Raw genomic sequence first — 19,747 nt, forward strand, 5'->3', positions numbered from 1 at the left:
TTTGCTTCGTTGAGGCCGCGAAATTTACGCAGGTAACGGACCTAAGTCAATAGCCTGCTTGAAGTTTTTCTGAAAAAGACAAAATTACTTCAAGACAGCTACCTGCCCTACTCGCTGTAAATCATCTTCTTGCTCATGCCACCGTCCACGACAAACTCTTGCCCGGTGACAAACCCGGCCTGGCGCGACAACAACCACGCCACCATTGCCGCCACATCCTCCACTGTGCCGACCCTGCCCGCAGGATGCTGGGCGTGGTCGACGTCGGTCAAAGGCTCGGCACGCCGTGCGGCCGGATCACGCGCATCGATCCAGCCAGGGCTTACAGCGTTGACCCGCACTTCCGGGCCAAGGCTCATGGCCAGCGCGTGAGTGAGCGCCAGCAGACCACCCTTGCTCGCCGCATAGGCTTCAGTATCGGGTTCGGACTGACGAGCGCGGGTCGATGCCAGGTTGACGATGGCACCGCCATGGGCGCGCAGGTAAGGCGCACAATGCTTGGCCAGCAACATCGGCCCACTGAGATTCACCGCGAGCACGCGGTTCCAGTAGGCCAGGTCGAGGCTTTCCAGAGTGATATTGCGCGGATCTGCCACCGCCGCGTTGCACACCAAGGCATCCAGGCGGCCAAATTGCCCGAGCACCTCGGCAACGCCCTGGGCGACCTGCTTCTCATCAGCCACATCCATGGTGATAAACCAGGCGTTTTCCCCCAGCACCTTGGACACCTTGGAACCACGTTCACGGTCCAGGTCGGTCAACACCACCTGCCAGCCTTCGCTGATCAGCCAGGCAGCAATGCCAAGGCCGATACCACGGGCAGCACCCGTCACCAACGCAACGCGCCCGTTAGTGGCCGCCGCCGCCTCCAGGGACCACTCGATCACAAGGCCGCCAGCCCGCGAGCCAGGTCAGCCTGCAAGTCAGCCACATCTTCCAGGCCCACCGCGATGCGGATCAGGCTGTCACGAATGCCCGCTGCTTCACGCTCTTGCGGCGCCAGGCGCCCGTGAGACGTGGTGCTCGGGTGGGTGATGGTGGTCTTGCTGTCGCCCAGGTTGGCGGTAATGGAGATCAGGCGCGTGGAATCGATAAAACGCCAGGCGCCGTCTTTGCCGCCCTTCACTTCAAAGCTCACCACCGCACCGAAACCACGCTGCTGGCGCTGGGCCAACTCGTGTTGCGGGTGGCTCTTGAGGCCGGCGTAGTGCACTTTCTCGATACCGTCCTGCTGCTCCAGCCACTCAGCCAGTGCCTGCGCGTTGGCGCAATGGGCTTTCATGCGCAGGCTGAGGGTTTCCAGGCCTTTGAGGAAGATCCAGGCGTTGAACGGACTCAGAGTCGGGCCAGCGGTACGCAGGAAACCGACGATCTCTTTCATCTGCTCACTGCGACCCGCCACCACGCCACCCATGCAACGACCCTGGCCGTCGATGAACTTGGTGGCCGAGTGCACGACAATGTCCGCACCCAGCTTCAACGGCTGCTGCAACGCCGGGGTGCAGAAGCAGTTATCCACCACCAGCATCGCGCCCTTGGCGTGAGCCACTTCGGACAACGCCGCGATATCCACCAATTCCGCCAGCGGGTTGGACGGCGACTCGACGAACAACAGCTTGGTATTGGCCTTGATCGCTGCATCCCAACCGGAAAGATCCGCCAGCGGCACGTAGTCCACTTCGATACCGAAGCGCTTGAAATACTTCTCGAACAGGCTGATGGTCGAGCCAAACACACTGCGCGACACCAACACATGGTCGCCGGCGCTGCACAGGCTCATTACCACCGCCAGGATCGCCGCCATGCCGGTCGCCGTGGCCACCGCCTGCTCAGCGCCTTCCAGGGCCGCGATGCGCTCTTCAAACGCGCGCACGGTCGGGTTGGTGTAGCGCGAATAAACGTTGCCCGGCACTTCGCCTGCGAAGCGCGCAGCCGCATCACCAGCCGTACGGAATACATAGCTGGAAGTGAAGAACATCGGGTCACCGTGCTCACCTTCCGGCGTGCGGTGCTGACCGGCGCGCACAGCCAGGGTATCGAAAGCTACGCCATCGAGGTCGCTGTCCAACCGACCGGCATCCCATTCCTGACTCATGCTGCCACTCCTTACTCAATTCTTTATTTAAGATACAAAACCGGCCCCTCAGGGCCGGTGTCTACTCAGTTGTTGTACAGATCGATGATCGCGCTGACCGCCTGGGTCTTGATCTTCGACGAGTCGTTACGCGCCTGCTCGATCTTGTTCAGGTAGGCCTCATCGACATCACCGGTCACGTACTTGCCGTCGAACACGGCGCAGTCGAACTGCTCGATCTTGATCTTGCCACCGCCAACCGCTTCGATCAGGTCCGGCAGATCCTGGTAGATCAGCCAATCGGCGCCGATCAGGTCGGCAACGTCCTGGGTCGTGCGATTGTGGGCGATCAGCTCGTGGGCGCTCGGCATGTCGATACCGTACACGTTCGGGTAACGCACCGCTGGGGCTGCGGAACAGAAGTACACGTTCTTCGCACCGGCTTCGCGGGCCATCTGGATGATCTGCTTGCAGGTGGTGCCGCGCACGATGGAGTCATCCACCAGCATCACGTTCTTGCCGCGAAATTCCAGCTCGATGGCGTTGAGCTTCTGGCGCACCGACTTCTTGCGTGCTGCCTGGCCCGGCATGATGAAGGTACGGCCGATATAGCGGTTCTTCACGAAGCCTTCGCGGAACTTCACACCCAGGTGGTTGGCCAGTTCCAGCGCAGCGGTACGGCTGGTGTCCGGGATAGGGATCACCACGTCGATGTCGTGCTCAGGACGCTCGCGCAGGATCTTCTCGGCCAGCTTCTCGCCCATGCGCAGGCGCGCCTTGTACACCGAAACGCCGTCGATGATCGAATCCGGGCGCGCCAGGTAGACGTGCTCGAAAATGCACGGGGTGAGTTTCGGCGCCACGGCACACTGACGGGTGTGCAGCTTGCCATCTTCGGTGATGTACACCGCTTCGCCCGGCGCGAGGTCGCGGATCAGGGTGAAGCCCAGCACGTCCAGGGACACGCTTTCGGAAGCGATCATGTACTCGACGCCTTCGTCGGTGTGACGCTGGCCGAACACGATCGGGCGGATGCCGTGCGGGTCACGGAAACCGACGATGCCGTAACCGGTGACCATGGCCACCACCGCATAACCACCAACACAACGGTTGTGCACGTCGGTGACGGCCGCGAACACGTCCTCTTCGGTAGGCTGCAGCTTGCCGCGCTGGGCCAGCTCGTGAGCGAACACGTTCAGCAGTACTTCCGAATCGGAGCTGGTGTTGACGTGGCGCAGGTCAGATTCGTAAATCTCCTTGGCCAGCTGTTCAACGTTGGTCAGGTTGCCGTTATGCGCCAAGGTAATGCCGTAAGGCGAGTTGACGTAGAACGGTTGAGCTTCGGCCGAAGTCGAGCTACCGGCAGTCGGGTAACGCACATGGCCAATGCCCATGTGCCCGACGAGGCGCTGCATGTGACGCTGATGGAACACGTCACGTACCAGGCCATTGTCCTTGCGCAGGAATAACCGGCCGTCGTGGCTGGTCACAATACCGGCAGCGTCCTGGCCGCGGTGCTGGAGGACGGTTAGCGCGTCATACAGCGCCTGATTGACGTTCGACTTACCGACGATACCGACGATGCCACACATGCGACGCAACCCCTACTTAATGAATCTTGACTGAACACAGCTTACTGCGGCGTTTTGGCCGGCAAGAGGTGTTCCTTGAACGGAAGATCAGCGGGTACGCTGATTCCGCTGGCCAGCCACTGACTGCTCCACCCCAGAATGAGGTTTTTGGACCAATCGGCAACCAATAGAAATTTTGGCACGAGTACCGACTCCTGCCACCACGAATCCTGCTGTACTGGCCCCAGGCTCAACAGCCCGACCGCCACAACCACCAGCAACGCGCCACGCGCGGCGCCAAAGGCCATGCCGAGAAATCGATCGGTCCCGGAGAGGCCGGTGACACGTATCAACTCGCCAATAAGATAATTGACCATTGCCCCCACCAGCAGCGTGGCGATGAACATGATGGCGCAGCCCGCGATGACGCGAGCCGAAGGTGTCTCGATGTATCCGGCCAGGTAGACCGACAGTGAACCACCGAACATCCAGGCTACGACTCCTGCGATGATCCAGGTCAGCAACGACAGAGCTTCTTTTACGAAGCCGCGGCTTAGACTGATCAAAGCGGAGATGGCGACGATTGCAACGATCGCCCAATCAACCCAGGTAAATGGCACAGTGCAGCCTACAGACAGATAAGGCGGCGCATTTTAGCAGAGCGCTGGGCTATCGGTAAGCGGTGATTGTGCGTGCTTTGCAAATCAGTAGTTTGTGATGGATTGATGCCATTTCAACCCCACCCCAAAAACAATGTGGGAGCTGGCTTGCCTGCGATGAGGCCGGCACATTCAACATCACTGTTGACTGCCCCACCGCTATCGCAGGCAAGCCAGCTCCCACACTTGGCCTGCATTTCACTCAAAAACTGGCGCTGATCAACCGCGCTCTGGCTGGAAACGCACCACAAAACCATTGAGGTTCTGCTGGCGCCCCAACAAATCGCGCAGGCGATCCGCCTCGGCACGCTCGATCAGCGGCCCGATAAACACCCGGTTCTTGCCATCAGCGCTGCGGATGTAGGCGTTGTAGCCCTGGGCACGCAGTTTTTTCTGCAAGGCGTCGGCGCTCTCGCGGTTGGCCAGGCTGGCCAGCTGGATCGACCAACTGATCGGCAGGCCATTCGGATCGATACGGCTCTGCCCCACATCCGGCTTGCCCGGCGCGGCGGGTTGCGGCGCTACAGGCTTGGGCGCGGGTGCCGGAGCGGCAGGTTTGGCCGCCACGACAGGCGCCGGCGCTGGCTTGACCACCGGCACGCTTGGCTGCACCGGCATCGACGGTGCGGTTTGCGCGGCGACTTCAGCATCGGTCGGCACCGGCTCTTCTTCAGGCAAGGCCTGCGGCTCTGGCACCACCACCGGCTCTACCTGCACCTGAGGCACCACAGGCACCTGCGGCGCAACAGGCGCTTCAACCACGACCTGGCGTTGCTCATCCTCACGGGAAAACAGCATCGGCAGAAAAATCACCGCCAACGCCACCAGAACCAGGGCTCCAACCATTCGCTGCTTGTATGCGCTATCCAGTAATGCCATGTGCAGCTTCCTCCGTGGAGCGCCGGGCCAACCACTCAAGCGCCTCGGCAACACAATAAAATGATCCGAACAACAGAATTTCGTCGTCAGGCGTGGCAACCGCGCACTGCGCCTCGAGGGCGGCGGTGACGCTTGCATACGACGCCACGGACGCACCAAGGTTCTGCAACGCCGCTTCCAGCTCAACAGCCGGTCGGCTACGCGGCGAATCCAGCGGCGCCACAGCCCAAACCTGCACGCCGTCCAGTAATGGCGCAACCACGCCCTCCAGATCCTTATCGGCCAGCAAGCCGAATACCGCAAGGCGACGACCGACCGGCGGCGTACGCGACAGGCGCCGCGCCAGGTATTGCGCCGCATGCGGGTTATGCCCCACATCCAGCAGCAGGTTCAGGCGCTTGCCTTCCCACTCGAACGCACGGCGATCCAGGCGTCCTACCACCCGAGTGGCCTGCAAGGTCGCCGCAATCTGCCCGGCATCCCACGGTAGATCCAGCAACAAGTAGGCCTGCAACGCTAGCGCGGCGTTTTCCATCGGCAGGTTCAGCAGCGGCAGGTCGCGCAACTCCACCACCTGGCCGCGCGCATCACGCCCACACCATTGCCAGAGCTGCTCACCGACTTCAAGATTGAATTCGCGGCCACGCAGGAAGAATGGGCAGTCCAGCTCGCGCACCTTGTCCAGCAAGGTGTGCGGCGGATCAATGTCACCACACAGTGCAGGCTTGCCCTGACGGAAGATCCCGGCCTTTTCATAGGCCACGGACTCACGGGTATCACCCAGGTAATCAGCATGGTCCACGCCAATGCTGGTCACCAACGCCAGGTCGGCATCCACCACATTGACCGTGTCCAGGCGACCGCCCAGGCCGACTTCCAGCACGACCACGTCCAGCTGCGCACGCTCGAACAGCCAGAACGCCGCCAGGGTGCCCATCTCGAAGTAAGTCAGGGAAATCTCGCCTCGCCCAGTGTCGAGCGCGGCGAAGGCTTCGCAGAGTTGCTCATCCGTGGCTTCGACGCCATTGAGCTGCACCCGCTCGTTGTAGCGCAGCAGGTGCGGAGAATTGTACACGCCGACTTTCAGGCCTTGAGCCTGCAGCAGCGCGGCGACAAAGGCACAGGTAGAGCCTTTGCCGTTGGTGCCGGTCACCGTGATCACGCGCGGTGCCGGCCGGCCCAACCCGAGGCGGGCCGCTACCTGTTGCGAGCGCTCCAGGCCCATGTCGATGGCGGACGGATGCAACTGCTCAAGGTAGGCGAGCCATTCGCCCAGGGTACGTTGGGTCATAGGTTTGCTGGCACCGGCGGCACGACAATCGGTTCTACTTTAGGCGCGACGTACACAGGCGTCGGCAGGCCCATCATTTGTGCCAGCAGGTTGCCCAGCCGTGGACGCAGTTCACCGCGCGGGATGATCAGGTCGATTGCGCCGTGCTCCAGCAGGAACTCGCTGCGCTGGAAGCCTTCCGGCAGCTTTTCACGCACGGTCTGCTCGATCACACGCGGGCCGGCAAAACCGATCAGGGCCTTTGGCTCGCCGACGATCACGTCACCCAGCATCGCCAGGCTGGCGGAAACGCCGCCGTAGACCGGGTCGGTCAGTACGGAGATGAACGGGATGCCTTCTTCACGCAGACGCGCCAGCACCGCAGAGGTCTTGGCCATTTGCATCAGGGAGATCAGCGCTTCCTGCATGCGCGCACCACCGGAGGCGGCGAAGCAGATCATCGGGCAGCGGTTTTCCAGGGCGTAGTTGGCAGCGCGAACAAAACGCTCACCGACGATGGCACCCATGGAGCCGCCCATGAAGGAGAACTCGAACGCCGAGACCACGACGGGCATGCCCAGCAGCTTGCCGCTGACGGAGATCAGCGCGTCTTTCTCGCCGGTCTGCTTTTGCGCGCCGGTCAGGCGGTCCTTGTACTTCTTGCTGTCGCGGAACTTGAGACGGTCAACCGGCTCCAGGTCAGCGCCCAGTTCGGCACGGCCGTCGGCATCCAGGAAGATGTCGATGCGGGCGCGGGCGCCGATACGCATGTGGTGGTTGCACTTGGGGCAAACGTCCAGGGTCTTTTCCAGCTCCGGGCGGTACAGCACCGCGTCGCAGGATGGGCACTTGTGCCACAGACCTTCAGGAACCGAGCTTTTCTTCACCTCGGAACGCATGATCGAAGGGATCAGTTTGTCTACTAACCAGTTGCTCATGCTTTCTTTCTCCAGTACCGGTGGCTTGAACACAGCCCCGCGTATGCCCTTGAGCTAAATTCATATGTGGCGATGACACATGCTGGACGGGGTCAGACGTTCGACCAGCCATTTCCCGCATGCATCCTCAGCCTTCCAGACAACCTGCCAGTGCAAGGTTGCCACTTCATTTCCGGGCCACCCACAGGCGGCACCGGGCTGTTTTACACAGTGGTAGTTATGGACGGCGGCAGACTGCCAGCCGTCACATCCCGCGCACAGCCTGCATGAATGCGCGAATCTTGCTGTGATCCTTGATGCCCTTGCCCTGCTCCACCCCACCGCTGACGTCCACCGCATACGGGCGCACTTGCTCGATAGCTGCCGCGACATTCACCGGATTGAGCCCACCCGCCAGGATGATCGGCTTGCTCAGCCCTTCGGGGATCAGCGTCCAGTCGAACGCCTCGCCCGTACCACCGGGGACGCCTTCGACATAGGTGTCCAGCAAGATCCCGCGAGCGCCCGTATAGGCAGCGCACGCGGCGGCGATATCGTCCCCGGCCTTGACCCGCAACGCCTTGATATACGGGCGCTGGTAGCTTTCGCATTCGTCAGGGCTTTCGTCGCCATGGAACTGCAGCATATCCAGCGGTACGGCATCCAGGGTTTCGTTGAGTTCGCAGCGGCTGGCGTTGACGAACAAGCCCACGGTGGTGACGAACGGCGGCAGCGCAGCGATGATTGCCCGCGCCTGCAGCACATTCACCGCCCGCGGGCTCTTGGCATAAAACACAAAACCGATGGCATCCGCCCCCGCCTCGACTGCCGCCAGCGCGTCTTCTATGCGGGTAATCCCGCAAATCTTGCTGCGAACGGCTGGCATGTCGTGGAAACCTCAGGGTTGGGCCGAGAAAGTCCCGGATGGTAACAAAAGCTTTTCCGGGCGTCAGCCGCCAAGTTCGCTGAAACCTGTGAGGAAGTGTGGCCCGATGAAACGCTCCGGCAGCTCGAACTCGTCGCGATACTCCACGTCCACCAGATACAGGCCAAATGGATGGGCTGTGACACCGCCCGTTCGGCGAACACGGCTTTCCAGCACTTCCTTGGCCCACTCCACCGGCCGCTCGCCGGTGCCAATGGTCATCAGCACACCTGCAATGTTGCGCACCATATGGTGCAGGAACGCGCCGGCGCGGATATCCAGCACGATCATCTTGCCGTGGCGCGTCACCCGCAGGTGGTGGACTTCCTTGATCGGCGACTTGGCCTGGCACTGGCCGGCGCGGAATGCGCTGAAGTCATGCACGCCAACCAGATGCTGCGCGGCCTCGGCCATGCGCTCGGCGTCCAGTGGGCGGTGGTTCCAGGTGATTTCTTCGTTGAGGTGCGCCGGGCGGATCTGATCGTTGTAGATCACGTAACGATAGCGGCGGGCGATGGCCTTGAAGCGCGCATGAAAGTGCGCCGGCATGACCTTGGCCCAACTGACACTGACGTCATGGGGCAAGTTGATATTAGCGCCCATCACCCATGCCTTCATCGTACGCTCGGCCTGGGTATCGAAGTGCACCACCTGGCCGCAGGCATGCACACCGGCGTCGGTACGCCCGGCGCACATCAGCGAAACCGGTGAGTCAGCGACTTTCGACAGGGCCTTTTCCAGGGTTTCCTGCACCGTCAGCACGCCCGACGCCTGGCGCTGCCAGCCGCGATAGCGCGAACCTTTGTATTCCACGCCCAGGGCGATGCGGTAAAAGCCTGCGGCCGCCATTTCGGCGGCCGCGTTATCTATATTTGCCAAGAACTGAGAGCCTGATGAGTTGCGCAAAGGCGGCCATTATAAAGATGGCCGCCCAAATGTGGGAACGGGCTTGCTGTGGCGAGGGAGCTTGCTCCCGCTGGGCTGCGTAGCGGCCCCAAAATCTTGGGAGCGCTTCGCACTCCAGCGGGAGCAAGCTCCCTCGCCACAAAGCCCGCTCCCGCAGGGGAATGTCGTTGCCTTTTAAATGCGGCCGAGCATTTCCTTGGCCTCACCGCGCTGGGATTCGTCGCCCTCGGTCAGCACTTCGGACAGGATGTCCCGCGCGCCATCCGCATCGCCCATGTCGATATAGGCCTGGGCCAGATCCAGCTTGGTTGCCACCTCATCGGTGCCCGACAGGAAGTCGAATTCCGGCTCATCCCCCCCCAGCGCCGCGTCTTCTGCGGTAAAGGACGGCTCGATAGACGGATGCTCCAGGCTCTGGGACAGACGGTCCAGCTCGGCATTGACGTCGTCCAGCTCGGACGCGAAGGCGTCAGGCTTGGCAGCTGTCTCTGGCTCATCGGCCAGGGACAGGTCGAAGTCTTCCGGCAGGTCGAAATCATCCAGTGCGGCAGGCGCCAGCGTTGGCGGCTCGACCACAGGTACATCCTGCATCTGCGCTTCAAGACCGGACAGGAAATCGTCATCGGACTGCGCAGACGCCGGGGCATCCAATTGCAGGTCCAGGTCGAAGTCCGACAGGTCGTCCGGGCTGGCTGTCGCTTCAACTTGTTGCTGCAACGCAGATTCGAAGCTCAGCACGTCTTCAGGATTGACCACGGCAGGCGATGCCGCCTCCAGATCATCCAGGCTCAGGTCGAAATCAGTGTCGAAGGCCTCTGGCTCCGGTGTCGGCGCTGCTGGTTTGTCTTCCAGCAGGTCCTTGACGTATTGCGCATCCAGGGCAGCGGCGGCCACTGCGGCGCTCACGCCCGCCGCCAGCACGGCCATCGCAGGGAAACGCGACTTCAGCAGCTCGACCTGGGCATGGTTGTCACCATTGGCCACCAGCTGGCGCTCCTGGGTGACGAAGCCATCCTTGTCGTTTTGAAGGCCGTAGACTTCCATCAGTTTCAAGCGCAGGTCGCCGCGCTTGGGCTCTTGCTTGATCGCTTGCTCCAACACATCGGCGGCCTGGTTCAGGTGGCCGCGATCGAGAAGGGATTGCGCCTGGGCCAACGCATCATTGGCGTTGGCCGGAGCCACGGCCACCGCCAGCGGCGCGAGCACCGAGGCAACAGTCGGCACCACGACGGCCGGCTCAACCACTGGAGCCGGCACTGGAGCCGCCGCCAGCTTGACGCTCGGTGCCGGCACTTCCAGGCCTTCGAAGCTATCCGGTGGCAGGTCTTGGTCGAGGTTCGAGGTGAACTCCGGCTCTTCGGCCAGGGCACGGGCCATACGCAGGTGCTTTTCTTCTTCACGACGGGCGTTGCGATGACGCAACACCAGCAGCAGCAACAACAATGCCACCAGAGCGGCCGCGCCACCCACCACGCCGAGGACCACCGGATTGGTCAGCAGCTCATTGAATTTGCCATCGGTACTGGCCGGGGCCGCTTCAGGCTTGATCGGCTCCGGGGCCGTCGGCGCAGGCGTGGCTGCCGGTGCTGCGGGCGCAGATGGAGTTGCGGGAGCTGCCGCCGCCGGATCACCGGCCAACTGCGCGGGAATCACCGCAGGCACTGCCGCCGGGTCGCCTTTTTCAGCTTGCAGGCGCGCCAGTTGATCGTTCTTCAGTTGAATCAGTTTTTGCAGCTTGTCCAACTGACTTTGCAGGTCCGCCGCACGGCTTTTCAGCTCAGCGTTATCACGGCGAGTGGTGTCCAGTTCTTCCTGGGTCATCGCCAGCTTGTCGCTCAGGGCCCGGCCATCAGCGGCCTTGCCTTTCGCGCCCTTCTTGGCGGACTCGGCCGAGACCAGGCTCAAGTTGTCCTTGGCGTTGGTGCTCGACGGTGCATTGCCCGCCTGGGTGCGCTTGGTGGCATCCAGTTGCTGCTTGCCGGCGACCTGGTTGGTCGCCCCGCGACGGCCCTGGCGCCAGGCGGCGTTTTGCGCCGTCACTTCGGCAATCGCCTGGGGTTGCGCCAGGGCGGTGCTTTGTACGGTGTCCGGCAGGCGCAGGACCTGACCGGTTTTCAGGCGGTTGATATTGCCGTCGATAAAGGCATCGGGGTTAAGTGCCTGGATGGCCAGCATGGTCTGCTGGATCGAGCCGCCATTGCGGTTCTTCGCGGCAATTTCCCACAAGGTATCGCGGGAAGTGGTGGTGTGCTGCGCCGCTTTGCTCGCGGCAGGCGCGGGGCTGGCCGCCGCGGGACTGGCTGGCGAAGACACACGCGGTGCCGGCGCTGTTACGGCCGGCTGGTCAAACTTGGCCGGGTCCAGCAGCACGCTGTAGTCGCGCATCAGGCGGCCGTTGGGCCACTGCACTTGCAACAGGAAACGTACGTAGGATTCAGGCAACGGCTTGCTGGAGGTGACACGCACCACACTGCGACCGCTGGGATTGATCACCGGTGTAAACACCAGATCATTCAGAAACGCTTGGCGATCGACGCCCGCATCCACAAACGCCTGGGACGAAGCCAGGCTCGGCGTGATCTCGGACGCCGTGAGGCCGCCGACATCGAGCAATTCGATTTCCACCGACAACGGCTGGTTCAACTGCGACTTGAGGGTCATTTCCCCCAGTTGCAGCGCCTGCGCCATACCGGAGGACAGCGCCGAGGCGGCCGCTATTGCTAACACCAGTTTGCGAACTTGAACCATAGCCTCATCCTTTGTTTGAACACTCCCCGGCCTGCGAGAAGGTTGGTAACCGCTGCCATTAGGCATGGCGAGCCGATAGGTCACCGACGCGCAACTTTTCCAGCTTGGGGCCAAGCATAGCGCTTGGTTAGAATCAATCTACAAATTGCCGCCAAGTATCTTTTACACAAGGTCTTTTATCAACAACTGCGCCAGCTGTACGGCATTCAGTGCCGCGCCTTTGCGTACATTATCTGACGTCAACCACAGATTTAGTTCCGCCGGATCGTCCACCCCGGCGCGAACTCGTCCTACGTACACAACGTCTTGTCCTACTGCATCGCCAACGGCAGTTGGGTAGTCACCCTCCTCCACCCGCTCTATACCCGGCGCCGCGTCGAGTGCGCGGTTAACGGCGGCGAGATCCACCGGCGCAGCCAATTGCAAAGACACAGTCAAGCTATCGCCAAAAAACACCGGGGCTTGAACGCAAGTTGCGGAAATCTTTAGTAAAGGAGATTCCAGCACGGCGCGCAGTTCGTGTACGAGACGTTTCTCCAAGGCGGTATGACCTTGGGCATCTGGCGTACCGACTTGTGCCAGCAGGTTGAAGGCCATTTGCCGATCAAAAAACTTCGGTTCCAGCGGACGCACATTCAGCAGTTCAGCAGTTTGTCGCGCCAGCTCGCTCACGGCTTCACGCCCCTGGGCAGACACCGCCAGGTTGGCGGTAACGCTGACGCGCTGAATATCCAGCAAGCCGCGCAAGGGCGCCAGGACCACCGCCAGGTTGGTGGCGGACGGGCTTGGGCTGGCGAGCTGGAAAGGTTTTTTCAGGCCGTTCAATACGTGCGCATTGGCTTCCGGCACCACCGGTGGCACCTGCTCAGCCGGCAAGGCGCCCGACAGGTCGATCACCGCACAACCGGCCGCTGTGGCGCGGGGGGCGAAACTCAAGGTCACTGCCGGCCCCGCGGCAAAAAATGCCAGTTGCACCTTTTTAAAGTCGAACTCGTCAACTTCCTTGACCCGCAGGTTCTTGCCGCGAAACGGCACCGAGGCACCGGCCGAGTTATTGCCGGCCAGCAGATACAGGGTGCCCACCGGGAAATCCAGTTCTTCGAGGATCTGCACCAGGGTTTCACCGACGGTGCCGGTGGCGCCGATCACGGCGATTTCAAAGGTCTGGGTCATGGGGGCTGCCTCGGGCATTGCGGGGGGAGCGGCACTTTACCGGGTGGCGGGGTAATTGGGCCAGTTTTTGTGGTGGGGCTGAGGGCCTCATCGCAGGCAAGCCAGCTCCCACACTTGAATGTATTCACACATCAAAATGTGGGAGCTGGCTTGCCTGCGATGAGGCCCGAAAGCACAACAAAAAACCCGCGCCTGTCACCAGAACGCGGGTTTCTTGATTGCCTCAAGCGATCAACGCTCCAGCAAGATCCGCAGCATGCGACGCAGCGGTTCAGCCGCGCCCCACAACAGTTGGTCGCCAACCGTGAACGCGCCGAGGAACTGGCTGCCCATGTTCAGCTTGCGCAGACGGCCCACCGGTACATTCAGGGTGCCGGTGACCTTCGTCGGGCTCAGCTCCTGCATGCTGATCTCGCGGTTGTTCGGCACCAGCTTGACCCACGGGTTGTGCGAGCTGATCAACGATTCGATATCGGCGATCGGCACGTCTTTGTTCAGCTTGATGGTCAGCGCCTGGCTGTGGCAGCGCATGGCGCCGATGCGCACGCAGATGCCGTCAACCGGGATCGGGCTCTTGAAGCGACCGAGGATCTTGTTGGTCTCGGCCTGGGCCTTCCACTCTTCGCGGCTCTGGCCGTTCGGCAGTTCTTTGTCGATCCACGGGATCAGGCTACCGGCCAATGGCACGCCGAAGTTCTCGGTCGGGTACGCATCGCTGCGCATGGCTTCTGCCACACGACGGTCGATGTCGAGGATCGCGCTGGCCGGGTCGGCCAGTTGATCGGCGACAGCGGCGTGGGTCGCGCCCATCTGCTTGATCAGCTCACGCATGTTCTGCGCGCCGGCACCGGAGGCCGCCTGATACGTCATGGCGCTCATCCACTCCACCAGGCCGGCTTCAAACAAGCCGCCCAGACCCATCAGCATCAGGCTGACGGTGCAGTTGCCGCCGACGTAGTTCTTGGTGCCGGCATCCAGCTGCTGGTCAATGACCTTGCGGTTCACCGGGTCGAGGATGATCACGGCATCGTCCTGCATGCGCAGGCTCGACGCGGCGTCGATCCAGTAACCCTGCCAGCCCGCTTCACGCAGCTTGGGGAAGACTTCACTGGTGTAGTCGCCACCCTGACAGGTCACGATCACGTCGAGGGTCTTCAACTCTTCAATGCTGTAGGCGTCCTTGAGCGGGGCAATATCCTTGCCCACGGACGGCCCTTGGCCACCAACGTTCGAAGTGGTGAAAAACACCGGCTCAATAAGATCGAAATCCTGCTCTTCCAGCATCCGCTGCATGAGCACGGAACCGACCATACCGCGCCAACCGATCAGACCTACACGTTTCATCGCAACTACACCTTGTTAAAAAGTGGGCCGCCTTGCAGCAACAACTGCAAGCGGGCCCGAGAGATTACAGATTCCGCAGCGCGGCGACTACTGCGTCGCCCATTTCTTGCGTCCCTACCTTGGTGCAACCCTGCGACCAGATGTCGCCGGTGCGCAAACCCTGGTCCAGCACCAGGCTCACAGCTTGCTCGATGGCATCGGCCGCGTCGCTCAGGTTGAAGCTGTAACGCAGCATCATCGACACCGACAGAATCGTCGCCAGCGGGTTGGCAATGCCTTGGCCCGCGATGTCCGGCGCCGAACCGTGGCAAGGCTCGTACATGCCTTTGTTGTTGGTGTCCAGGGACGCCGACGGCAGCATGCCGATGGAGCCGGTGAGCATCGACGCCTGGTCGGACAGGATGTCGCCGAACAGGTTGTCGGTGACGATCACGTCGAACTGCTTCGGTGCACGCACCAACTGCATGGCGGCGTTATCGACGTACATGTGGCTCAGTTCAACGTCCGGGTAGTCCTTGGCCACTTCTTCGACGATTTCGCGCCACAGTTGGCTGGAGGCCAGCACGTTGGCTTTATCCACCGAGCAGACTTTCTTGCCACGCACGCGGGCCATGTCGAAACCAACACGGGCAATACGGCGGATTTCACTCTCGCTGTACGGCAGTGTGTCGTAGGCCTGGCGCTCGCCGTTTTCCAGCTCGCGCACGCCCCGTGGCGAGCCAAAGTAGATGCCGCCGGTCAGCTCGCGCACGATGAGGATGTCGAGGCCCGCCACCACTTCCGGCTTGAGGCTCGACGCGTCGGCCAGCTGCGGGTAGAGGATCGCCGGGCGCAGGTTGCCGAACAGGCCCAGTTGGGCACGGATTTTCAGCAGGCCGCGCTCAGGGCGGATGTCACGCTCGATCTTGTCCCACTTCGGGCCACCCACGGCGCCGAGCAGTACGGCGTCGGCCGCGCGGGCGCGGTCCAGGGTTTCATCGGCCAGCGGTACGCCGTGCTTGTCGATGGCCGCGCCGCCGATCACGTCGTGGCTCAGCTCGAAGCCCAGGCTGTACTTGCTGTTGGCGAGTTCCAGGACCTTGACCGCTTCGGCCATGATTTCCGGACCAATACCGTCGCCAGGGAGAATCAGAATCTGCTTGCTCATGCGTTCCTCATTTCATCAAGCGACCCGCCCGCGGGCAGGTCGGGAAAAATCAATCAGCGTTCGGCGAAGACCACCAGCACGTCAGTGCTGAAGGTGCCGTCGGCTTGAATTTCGTAGTAGTCGCGTACTTCCTGGCCCATCGCCTGTTGCAACGCCAGGATGGCAGCGCGCAATACTTCGGGTGTGCGCATGCGCTCGACCCACGAGCTGTACTCCAGGCGCAGGCGCTGGCGGCTGCTGGTGCGTACGTGCAAACCGGACTCGCTGAGCTGTTGCATCCACTCGGCGGCGGAATAATCGCGCACATGGCTGGTGTCGCGCAGCACCTCGACGGTTTGCAGGTAAGTGTCCAACAACGGGCTGCCCGGTGACAAGACGTCGACAAAGGCCGCCACGCCGCCCGGCTTGAGCACGCGGCGCACTTCACGCAAGGCCAGGCCGAGGTCGCTCCAGTGGTGGGCCGAGTAGCGGCTGAACACGAAGTCGAACTCGCCGTCGGCGAACGGCAGACGTTCGGCGGCGCCGTGGACGGTGCGGATGTTGCCCAGGCCACGGTCGCTGGCAGCGGTTGCGACGACATCGAGCATCTGTTGGGACAGGTCGTAGGCGACCACTTCTTTCACCAGTGGCGCCACATGGAAGCTGACATGACCAGCACCGCAACCCAGATCCAGCAGTCGCGCACCGCCCTGCCCGGCCAGCTCGGCCTGGAGCAGCGCGAATTCGGTGCCTTGGGCGTGCACGGCACTGCTCAGGTAGGCCGAGGCTTGCTCGCCGAATTGTTTTTGCACGACTTGGGTGTGGGCGGTGCTGGTCATGGTGGTTTTCCTTGGGACTTGTGTTGTTTGTGCTGCCGCTTTCGCGAGCAAGCCCGCTCCCACATTCGACCGAGTTCCTTCAGTTGAAATGCAGTCAAGTGTGGGAGCGGGCTTGCTCGCGAAGGGGCCAGTCCTGCTTACATCAAATCAGGCATCGCGAAACAACCAAGGCTGACTCGCCCGGTGCTTGGCCTCAAACGCCGCAATCGCATCCCCGTCCTGCAAGGTCAGGCCGATATCGTCCAGCCCGTTGATCAGGCAATGCTTACGGAACGCATCCACCTCAAAGTGATACACCTTGCCATCCGGGCGGGTCACGGTTTGCGCTGCCAGATCGACGGTCAACTGGTAGCCCACATCGGCTTCCACCTGCTTGAACAACTCATCGACTTCCTCGTCGGTCAAGATGATCGGCAGCAAGCCGTTCTTGAAGCTGTTGTTGAAGAAGATGTCGGCATAGCTCGGCGCAATGATGCTGCGAAAACCATATTCTTCCAGGGCCCACGGCGCGTGTTCACGGCTTGAACCGCAACCGAAGTTCTCGCGGGCGAGCAACACGCTGGCCCCCTGGTAACGCTCGGCGTTGAGCACGAAGTCCTTGTTCAACGGGCGCTTGGAGTTGTCCTGGTAGGCGTAGCCCACGTCCAGGTAGCGCCACTCGTCGAACAGGTTCGGGCCGAAACCGGTGCGCTTGATCGACTTCAAGAACTGCTTGGGGATGATCTGGTCGGTGTCCACGTTGGCACGGTCCAACGGCGCGACTAAACCTGTGTGTTGTGTAAAAGCACGCATCGGGTATTCCTCAGATCAATTCGCGAACGTCGATGAAACGACCGTTGACGGCAGCCGCAGCGGCCATGGCCGGGCTGACCAAGTGGGTACGCCCACCAGCGCCCTGACGCCCTTCGAAGTTACGGTTGGAGGTGGACGCGCAATGCTCGCCCGACTCCAGGCGGTCTGGGTTCATTGCCAGGCACATCGAGCAGCCCGGCTCACGCCATTCAAAACCGGCTTCAAGGAAGATCTTGTCCAGGCCCTCGGCTTCGGCTTGCGCTTTGACCAGGCCCGAGCCCGGCACCACGATGGCTTGCTTGATAGTCGAAGCCACCTTGCGGCCCTTGGCGATGACCGCCGCGGCGCGCAGGTCTTCGATCCGCGAGTTGGTGCAGGAACCGATGAATACGCGATCCAACTGGATGTCGGTGATCGCCTGGTTGGCCTGCAAGCCCATGTACTTCAAGGCGCGCTCGATGGAGCCGCGCTTGACCAGGTCGGCTTCCTTGGCCGGGTCCGGCACGTTCTGATCAACGGCCAAGACCATTTCCGGCGAGGTGCCCCAGCTGACTTGCGGCTTGATCTGGGCAGCGTCGAGCTCAACCACGGTGTCGAACACCGCGTCGGCGTCGGAGACCAGGTCTTTCCAGGCTTCGACCGCGGCATCCCAATCGGCACCGGCCGGTGCAAAAGGACGCCCCTTGACGTACTCAACGGTCTTTTCATCCGCCGCCACCATGCCCACGCGGGCACCGGCTTCGATGGACATGTTGCAGATGGTCATGCGCCCTTCGATGGACAGGTCGCGAATCGCACTGCCGGCGAACTCGATGGCGTGGCCGTTACCGCCGGCGGTGCCGATCTTGCCGATCACAGCAAGGACGATGTCCTTGGCGGTCACGCCGAACGGCAATTGGCCTTCGACCTTGACCAACATGTTCTTCATTTTCTTGGCGACAAGGCACTGGGTGGCGAACACATGCTCCACCTCGGACGTGCCGATGCCGTGGGCCAAGGCGCCGAACGCACCGTGGGTCGACGTGTGGGAGTCGCCGCAGACCACCGTCATGCCCGGCAAGGTTGCACCCTGCTCCGGGCCGATCACGTGGACGATCCCTTGACGCACGTCATTCATCTTGAATTCGGTGATGCCATATTCGTCGCAGTAGTCGTCGAGGGTCTGCACTTGCAAGCGCGACACGGTATCAACGATGGCGTCGATGCCGCCCTTGCGCTCAGGAGTGGTCGGTACGTTGTGGTCCGGGGTGGCGATGATGGAGTCGACGCGCCAAGGCTTGCGCCCGGCCAGTCGCAGGCCTTCGAACGCTTGGGGCGAGGTCACTTCATGGATGATGTGACGGTCGATATAGATCAGCGACGAGCCATCGTCGCGCCGTTTCACTTCATGGGAATCCCAAAGCTTGTCGTAAAGCGTTTTGCCGGCCATCAGTCGGTCCTCATCATCGGTCTTTCTATGCCCTGGGCATTTCAATAACCCTTTGGCTTGTGAGGCTGATGGTATGGCGCTACATTAAATAACTCAAATTCATATTTTTTATGCTTTGGATTACCAACTGGAATACCACAATGGACCTGGCCAACCTCAATGCCTTTATTGCCATCGCCGAGACCGGCAGCTTCTCCGGCGCCGGCGAGCGCCTGCACCTGACCCAACCGGCCATCAGCAAACGCATCGCCGGCCTGGAGCAACAATTGAATGTGCGCCTGTTTGACCGCCTGGGCCGCGAAGTCGGCCTGACCGAAGCCGGACGGGCCCTGCTGCCACGGGCTTATCAGATCCTCAACGTGCTGGACGACACCCGCCGCGCCCTGACCAACCTCACCGGCGAAGTCAGTGGGCGCCTGACCCTGGCCACCAGTCACCATATCGGCCTGCACCGCCTGCCGCCCATATTGCGTACCTTTACCCGGGAATACCCGAACGTGGCGCTGGATATTCAGTTCCTGGACTCGGAAGTGGCCTACGAAGAAATCCTCCACGGCCGCGCCGAAGTGGCGGTGATCACTTTGGCGCCCGATCCCCACCATCTGGTACGCGCCACCCCGGTATGGGATGACCCGCTGGATTTTGTCGTGGCCCCCGAGCACAGCCTGATCAACAACGGCCACGTCAGCCTGGCCGATATTGCCGGCCACCCGGCGGTTTTCCCCGGCGGCAACACCTTTACACATCATATTGTCAGCCGACTGTTCGAAGCCCAGGGCCTGACGCCGAATATCGCGATGAGCACTAACTACCTGGAAACTATCAAGATGATGGTGTCCATCGGCCTGGCCTGGAGCGTTTTGCCGCGCACCATGCTCGATGATCAGGTGGCAAGTATCGCTTTGCCAGGCATACAACTCAGTCGCCAGCTAGGCTATATCGTGCACACCGAAAGGACGCTGTCGAACGCTGCGCGGGCTTTCATGAGCCTATTGGATGCACAGGTCGATCTGCCAGGGATACCGGCATGAAGCTGTGCGGCCTCAAGGTTTACGTAAAACCGCGCCTTACGCCCATCGAGCCAAGGCCCTTTGA

At 61.7% G+C, this 19,747-nt stretch carries 17 protein-coding genes; 1 reads left to right on the forward strand and 16 read right to left on the reverse strand.

The annotated features are described in order from the left end of the window. Nucleotides 1-107 precede the first annotated feature (107 nt). The 16 genes from DBR46_RS08070 to leuC all read right to left on the reverse strand — a co-directional run bounded on the left by DBR46_RS08070 (nt 108) and on the right by leuC (nt 18,652). Complete coding sequence (locus tag DBR46_RS08070) at nt 108-872, reverse strand: SDR family oxidoreductase (protein WP_124525820.1); 765 nt, start codon at nt 870-872, stop codon at nt 108-110. An 11-nt stretch (nt 873-883) separates the two neighbouring features. Then, nucleotides 884-2,095 (reverse strand): O-succinylhomoserine sulfhydrylase, encoded by a 1,212-nt coding sequence (locus DBR46_RS08075; RefSeq protein ID WP_124525726.1) that lies wholly within the window; start codon nt 2,093-2,095, stop codon nt 884-886. Between the two features lie 65 nt (nt 2,096-2,160). Further along, complete coding sequence (gene purF, locus DBR46_RS08080; RefSeq protein WP_017737850.1) at nt 2,161-3,666, reverse strand: amidophosphoribosyltransferase; 1,506 nt, start codon at nt 3,664-3,666, stop codon at nt 2,161-2,163. Between the two features lie 41 nt (nt 3,667-3,707). Next, nucleotides 3,708-4,265, reverse strand: a complete 558-nt coding sequence (locus tag DBR46_RS08085; protein WP_003192538.1) for a CvpA family protein — start codon at nt 4,263-4,265, stop codon at nt 3,708-3,710. A gap of 258 nt (nt 4,266-4,523) precedes the next feature. Beyond that, nucleotides 4,524-5,183: an SPOR domain-containing protein gene (locus DBR46_RS08090; protein WP_124525727.1), complete on the reverse strand. Its 660-nt coding sequence runs from the start codon at nt 5,181-5,183 to the stop codon at nt 4,524-4,526. Next, nucleotides 5,167-6,474: a bifunctional tetrahydrofolate synthase/dihydrofolate synthase gene (folC, locus tag DBR46_RS08095; protein WP_124525728.1), complete on the reverse strand. Its 1,308-nt coding sequence runs from the start codon at nt 6,472-6,474 to the stop codon at nt 5,167-5,169. The genes DBR46_RS08090 and folC overlap by 17 nt, the downstream gene beginning before the upstream one ends. Then, entirely contained in the window at nt 6,471-7,391 is a 921-nt protein-coding gene (gene accD / locus DBR46_RS08100; protein WP_017737853.1) for an acetyl-CoA carboxylase, carboxyltransferase subunit beta, read from the reverse strand. The genes folC and accD overlap by 4 nt, the downstream gene beginning before the upstream one ends. 244 nt (nt 7,392-7,635) lie before the next feature. Beyond that, the gene (locus DBR46_RS08105; protein ID WP_124525729.1) at nt 7,636-8,256 is read right to left on the reverse strand and encodes a phosphoribosylanthranilate isomerase; all 621 of its coding nucleotides are present in this window, start codon (nt 8,254-8,256) and stop codon (nt 7,636-7,638) included. A gap of 63 nt (nt 8,257-8,319) precedes the next feature. Then, on the reverse strand, nt 8,320-9,144 hold the full coding sequence (gene truA, locus DBR46_RS08110) for a tRNA pseudouridine(38-40) synthase TruA (RefSeq protein WP_017737855.1): 825 nt from the start codon (nt 9,142-9,144) through the stop codon (nt 8,320-8,322). A gap of 231 nt (nt 9,145-9,375) precedes the next feature. Beyond that, nucleotides 9,376-11,949 (reverse strand): FimV/HubP family polar landmark protein, encoded by a 2,574-nt coding sequence (locus DBR46_RS08115; RefSeq protein WP_124525730.1) that lies wholly within the window; start codon nt 11,947-11,949, stop codon nt 9,376-9,378. A 162-nt stretch (nt 11,950-12,111) separates the two neighbouring features. After that, a complete protein-coding gene (locus tag DBR46_RS08120) occupies nt 12,112-13,122 on the reverse strand; it encodes an aspartate-semialdehyde dehydrogenase (protein WP_124525731.1) in 1,011 nt (336 codons plus the stop codon). A gap of 231 nt (nt 13,123-13,353) precedes the next feature. After that, nucleotides 13,354-14,466, reverse strand: a complete 1,113-nt coding sequence (gene asd, locus DBR46_RS08125) for an aspartate-semialdehyde dehydrogenase (protein WP_017737858.1) — start codon at nt 14,464-14,466, stop codon at nt 13,354-13,356. Between the two features lie 64 nt (nt 14,467-14,530). Next, complete coding sequence (gene leuB, locus DBR46_RS08130) at nt 14,531-15,613, reverse strand: 3-isopropylmalate dehydrogenase (RefSeq protein ID WP_017737859.1); 1,083 nt, start codon at nt 15,611-15,613, stop codon at nt 14,531-14,533. A gap of 53 nt (nt 15,614-15,666) precedes the next feature. After that, nucleotides 15,667-16,431 carry a class I SAM-dependent methyltransferase gene (locus tag DBR46_RS08135; protein ID WP_124525732.1) on the reverse strand — a complete coding sequence of 255 codons (765 nt, stop codon included), beginning with the start codon at nt 16,429-16,431 and terminating at the stop codon, nt 15,667-15,669. A gap of 147 nt (nt 16,432-16,578) precedes the next feature. Beyond that, a complete protein-coding gene (gene leuD / locus DBR46_RS08140; RefSeq protein ID WP_032888286.1) occupies nt 16,579-17,223 on the reverse strand; it encodes a 3-isopropylmalate dehydratase small subunit in 645 nt (214 codons plus the stop codon). A 10-nt stretch (nt 17,224-17,233) separates the two neighbouring features. Next, nucleotides 17,234-18,652, reverse strand: a complete 1,419-nt coding sequence (leuC, locus tag DBR46_RS08145; RefSeq protein WP_124525733.1) for a 3-isopropylmalate dehydratase large subunit — start codon at nt 18,650-18,652, stop codon at nt 17,234-17,236. A gap of 140 nt (nt 18,653-18,792) precedes the next feature. Here leuC and DBR46_RS08150 point away from each other — a divergent pair, with 140 nt between their 5' ends. Then, nucleotides 18,793-19,683, forward strand: coding sequence for a LysR family transcriptional regulator (locus tag DBR46_RS08150; protein WP_124525734.1), 891 nt, complete (start codon nt 18,793-18,795; stop codon nt 19,681-19,683). The last annotated feature ends 64 nt before the right edge of the window (nt 19,684-19,747 follow it).

This window comes from Pseudomonas sp. KBW05 (assembly GCF_003852405.1).
Classification (GTDB): Bacteria; Pseudomonadota; Gammaproteobacteria; order Pseudomonadales; family Pseudomonadaceae; genus Aquipseudomonas.

What these genes read in the sequence shown, in the direction of transcription:
- folC (WP_124525728.1), bottom strand. Translation starts at nt 6,474, where the DNA reads ATGACCCAACGTACCCTGGGCGAATGGCTCGCCTACCTTGAGCAGTTG.
- DBR46_RS08075 (WP_124525726.1), bottom strand. Translation starts at nt 2,095, where the DNA reads ATGAGTCAGGAATGGGATGCCGGTCGGTTGGACAGCGACCTCGATGGC.
- DBR46_RS08115 (WP_124525730.1), bottom strand. Translation starts at nt 11,949, where the DNA reads ATGGTTCAAGTTCGCAAACTGGTGTTAGCAATAGCGGCCGCCTCGGCG.
- purF (WP_017737850.1), bottom strand. Translation starts at nt 3,666, where the DNA reads ATGTGTGGCATCGTCGGTATCGTCGGTAAGTCGAACGTCAATCAGGCG.
- truA (WP_017737855.1), bottom strand. Translation starts at nt 9,144, where the DNA reads ATGGCGGCCGCAGGCTTTTACCGCATCGCCCTGGGCGTGGAATACAAA.
- asd (WP_017737858.1), bottom strand. Translation starts at nt 14,466, where the DNA reads ATGAAACGTGTAGGTCTGATCGGTTGGCGCGGTATGGTCGGTTCCGTG.
- leuD (WP_032888286.1), bottom strand. Translation starts at nt 17,223, where the DNA reads ATGCGTGCTTTTACACAACACACAGGTTTAGTCGCGCCGTTGGACCGT.
- leuB (WP_017737859.1), bottom strand. Translation starts at nt 15,613, where the DNA reads ATGAGCAAGCAGATTCTGATTCTCCCTGGCGACGGTATTGGTCCGGAA.
- DBR46_RS08150 (WP_124525734.1), top strand. Translation starts at nt 18,793, where the DNA reads ATGGACCTGGCCAACCTCAATGCCTTTATTGCCATCGCCGAGACCGGC.
- DBR46_RS08120 (WP_124525731.1), bottom strand. Translation starts at nt 13,122, where the DNA reads ATGACCCAGACCTTTGAAATCGCCGTGATCGGCGCCACCGGCACCGTC.
- accD (WP_017737853.1), bottom strand. Translation starts at nt 7,391, where the DNA reads ATGAGCAACTGGTTAGTAGACAAACTGATCCCTTCGATCATGCGTTCC.
- DBR46_RS08105 (WP_124525729.1), bottom strand. Translation starts at nt 8,256, where the DNA reads ATGCCAGCCGTTCGCAGCAAGATTTGCGGGATTACCCGCATAGAAGAC.
- DBR46_RS08090 (WP_124525727.1), bottom strand. Translation starts at nt 5,183, where the DNA reads ATGGCATTACTGGATAGCGCATACAAGCAGCGAATGGTTGGAGCCCTG.
- DBR46_RS08135 (WP_124525732.1), bottom strand. Translation starts at nt 16,431, where the DNA reads ATGACCAGCACCGCCCACACCCAAGTCGTGCAAAAACAATTCGGCGAG.
- leuC (WP_124525733.1), bottom strand. Translation starts at nt 18,652, where the DNA reads ATGGCCGGCAAAACGCTTTACGACAAGCTTTGGGATTCCCATGAAGTG.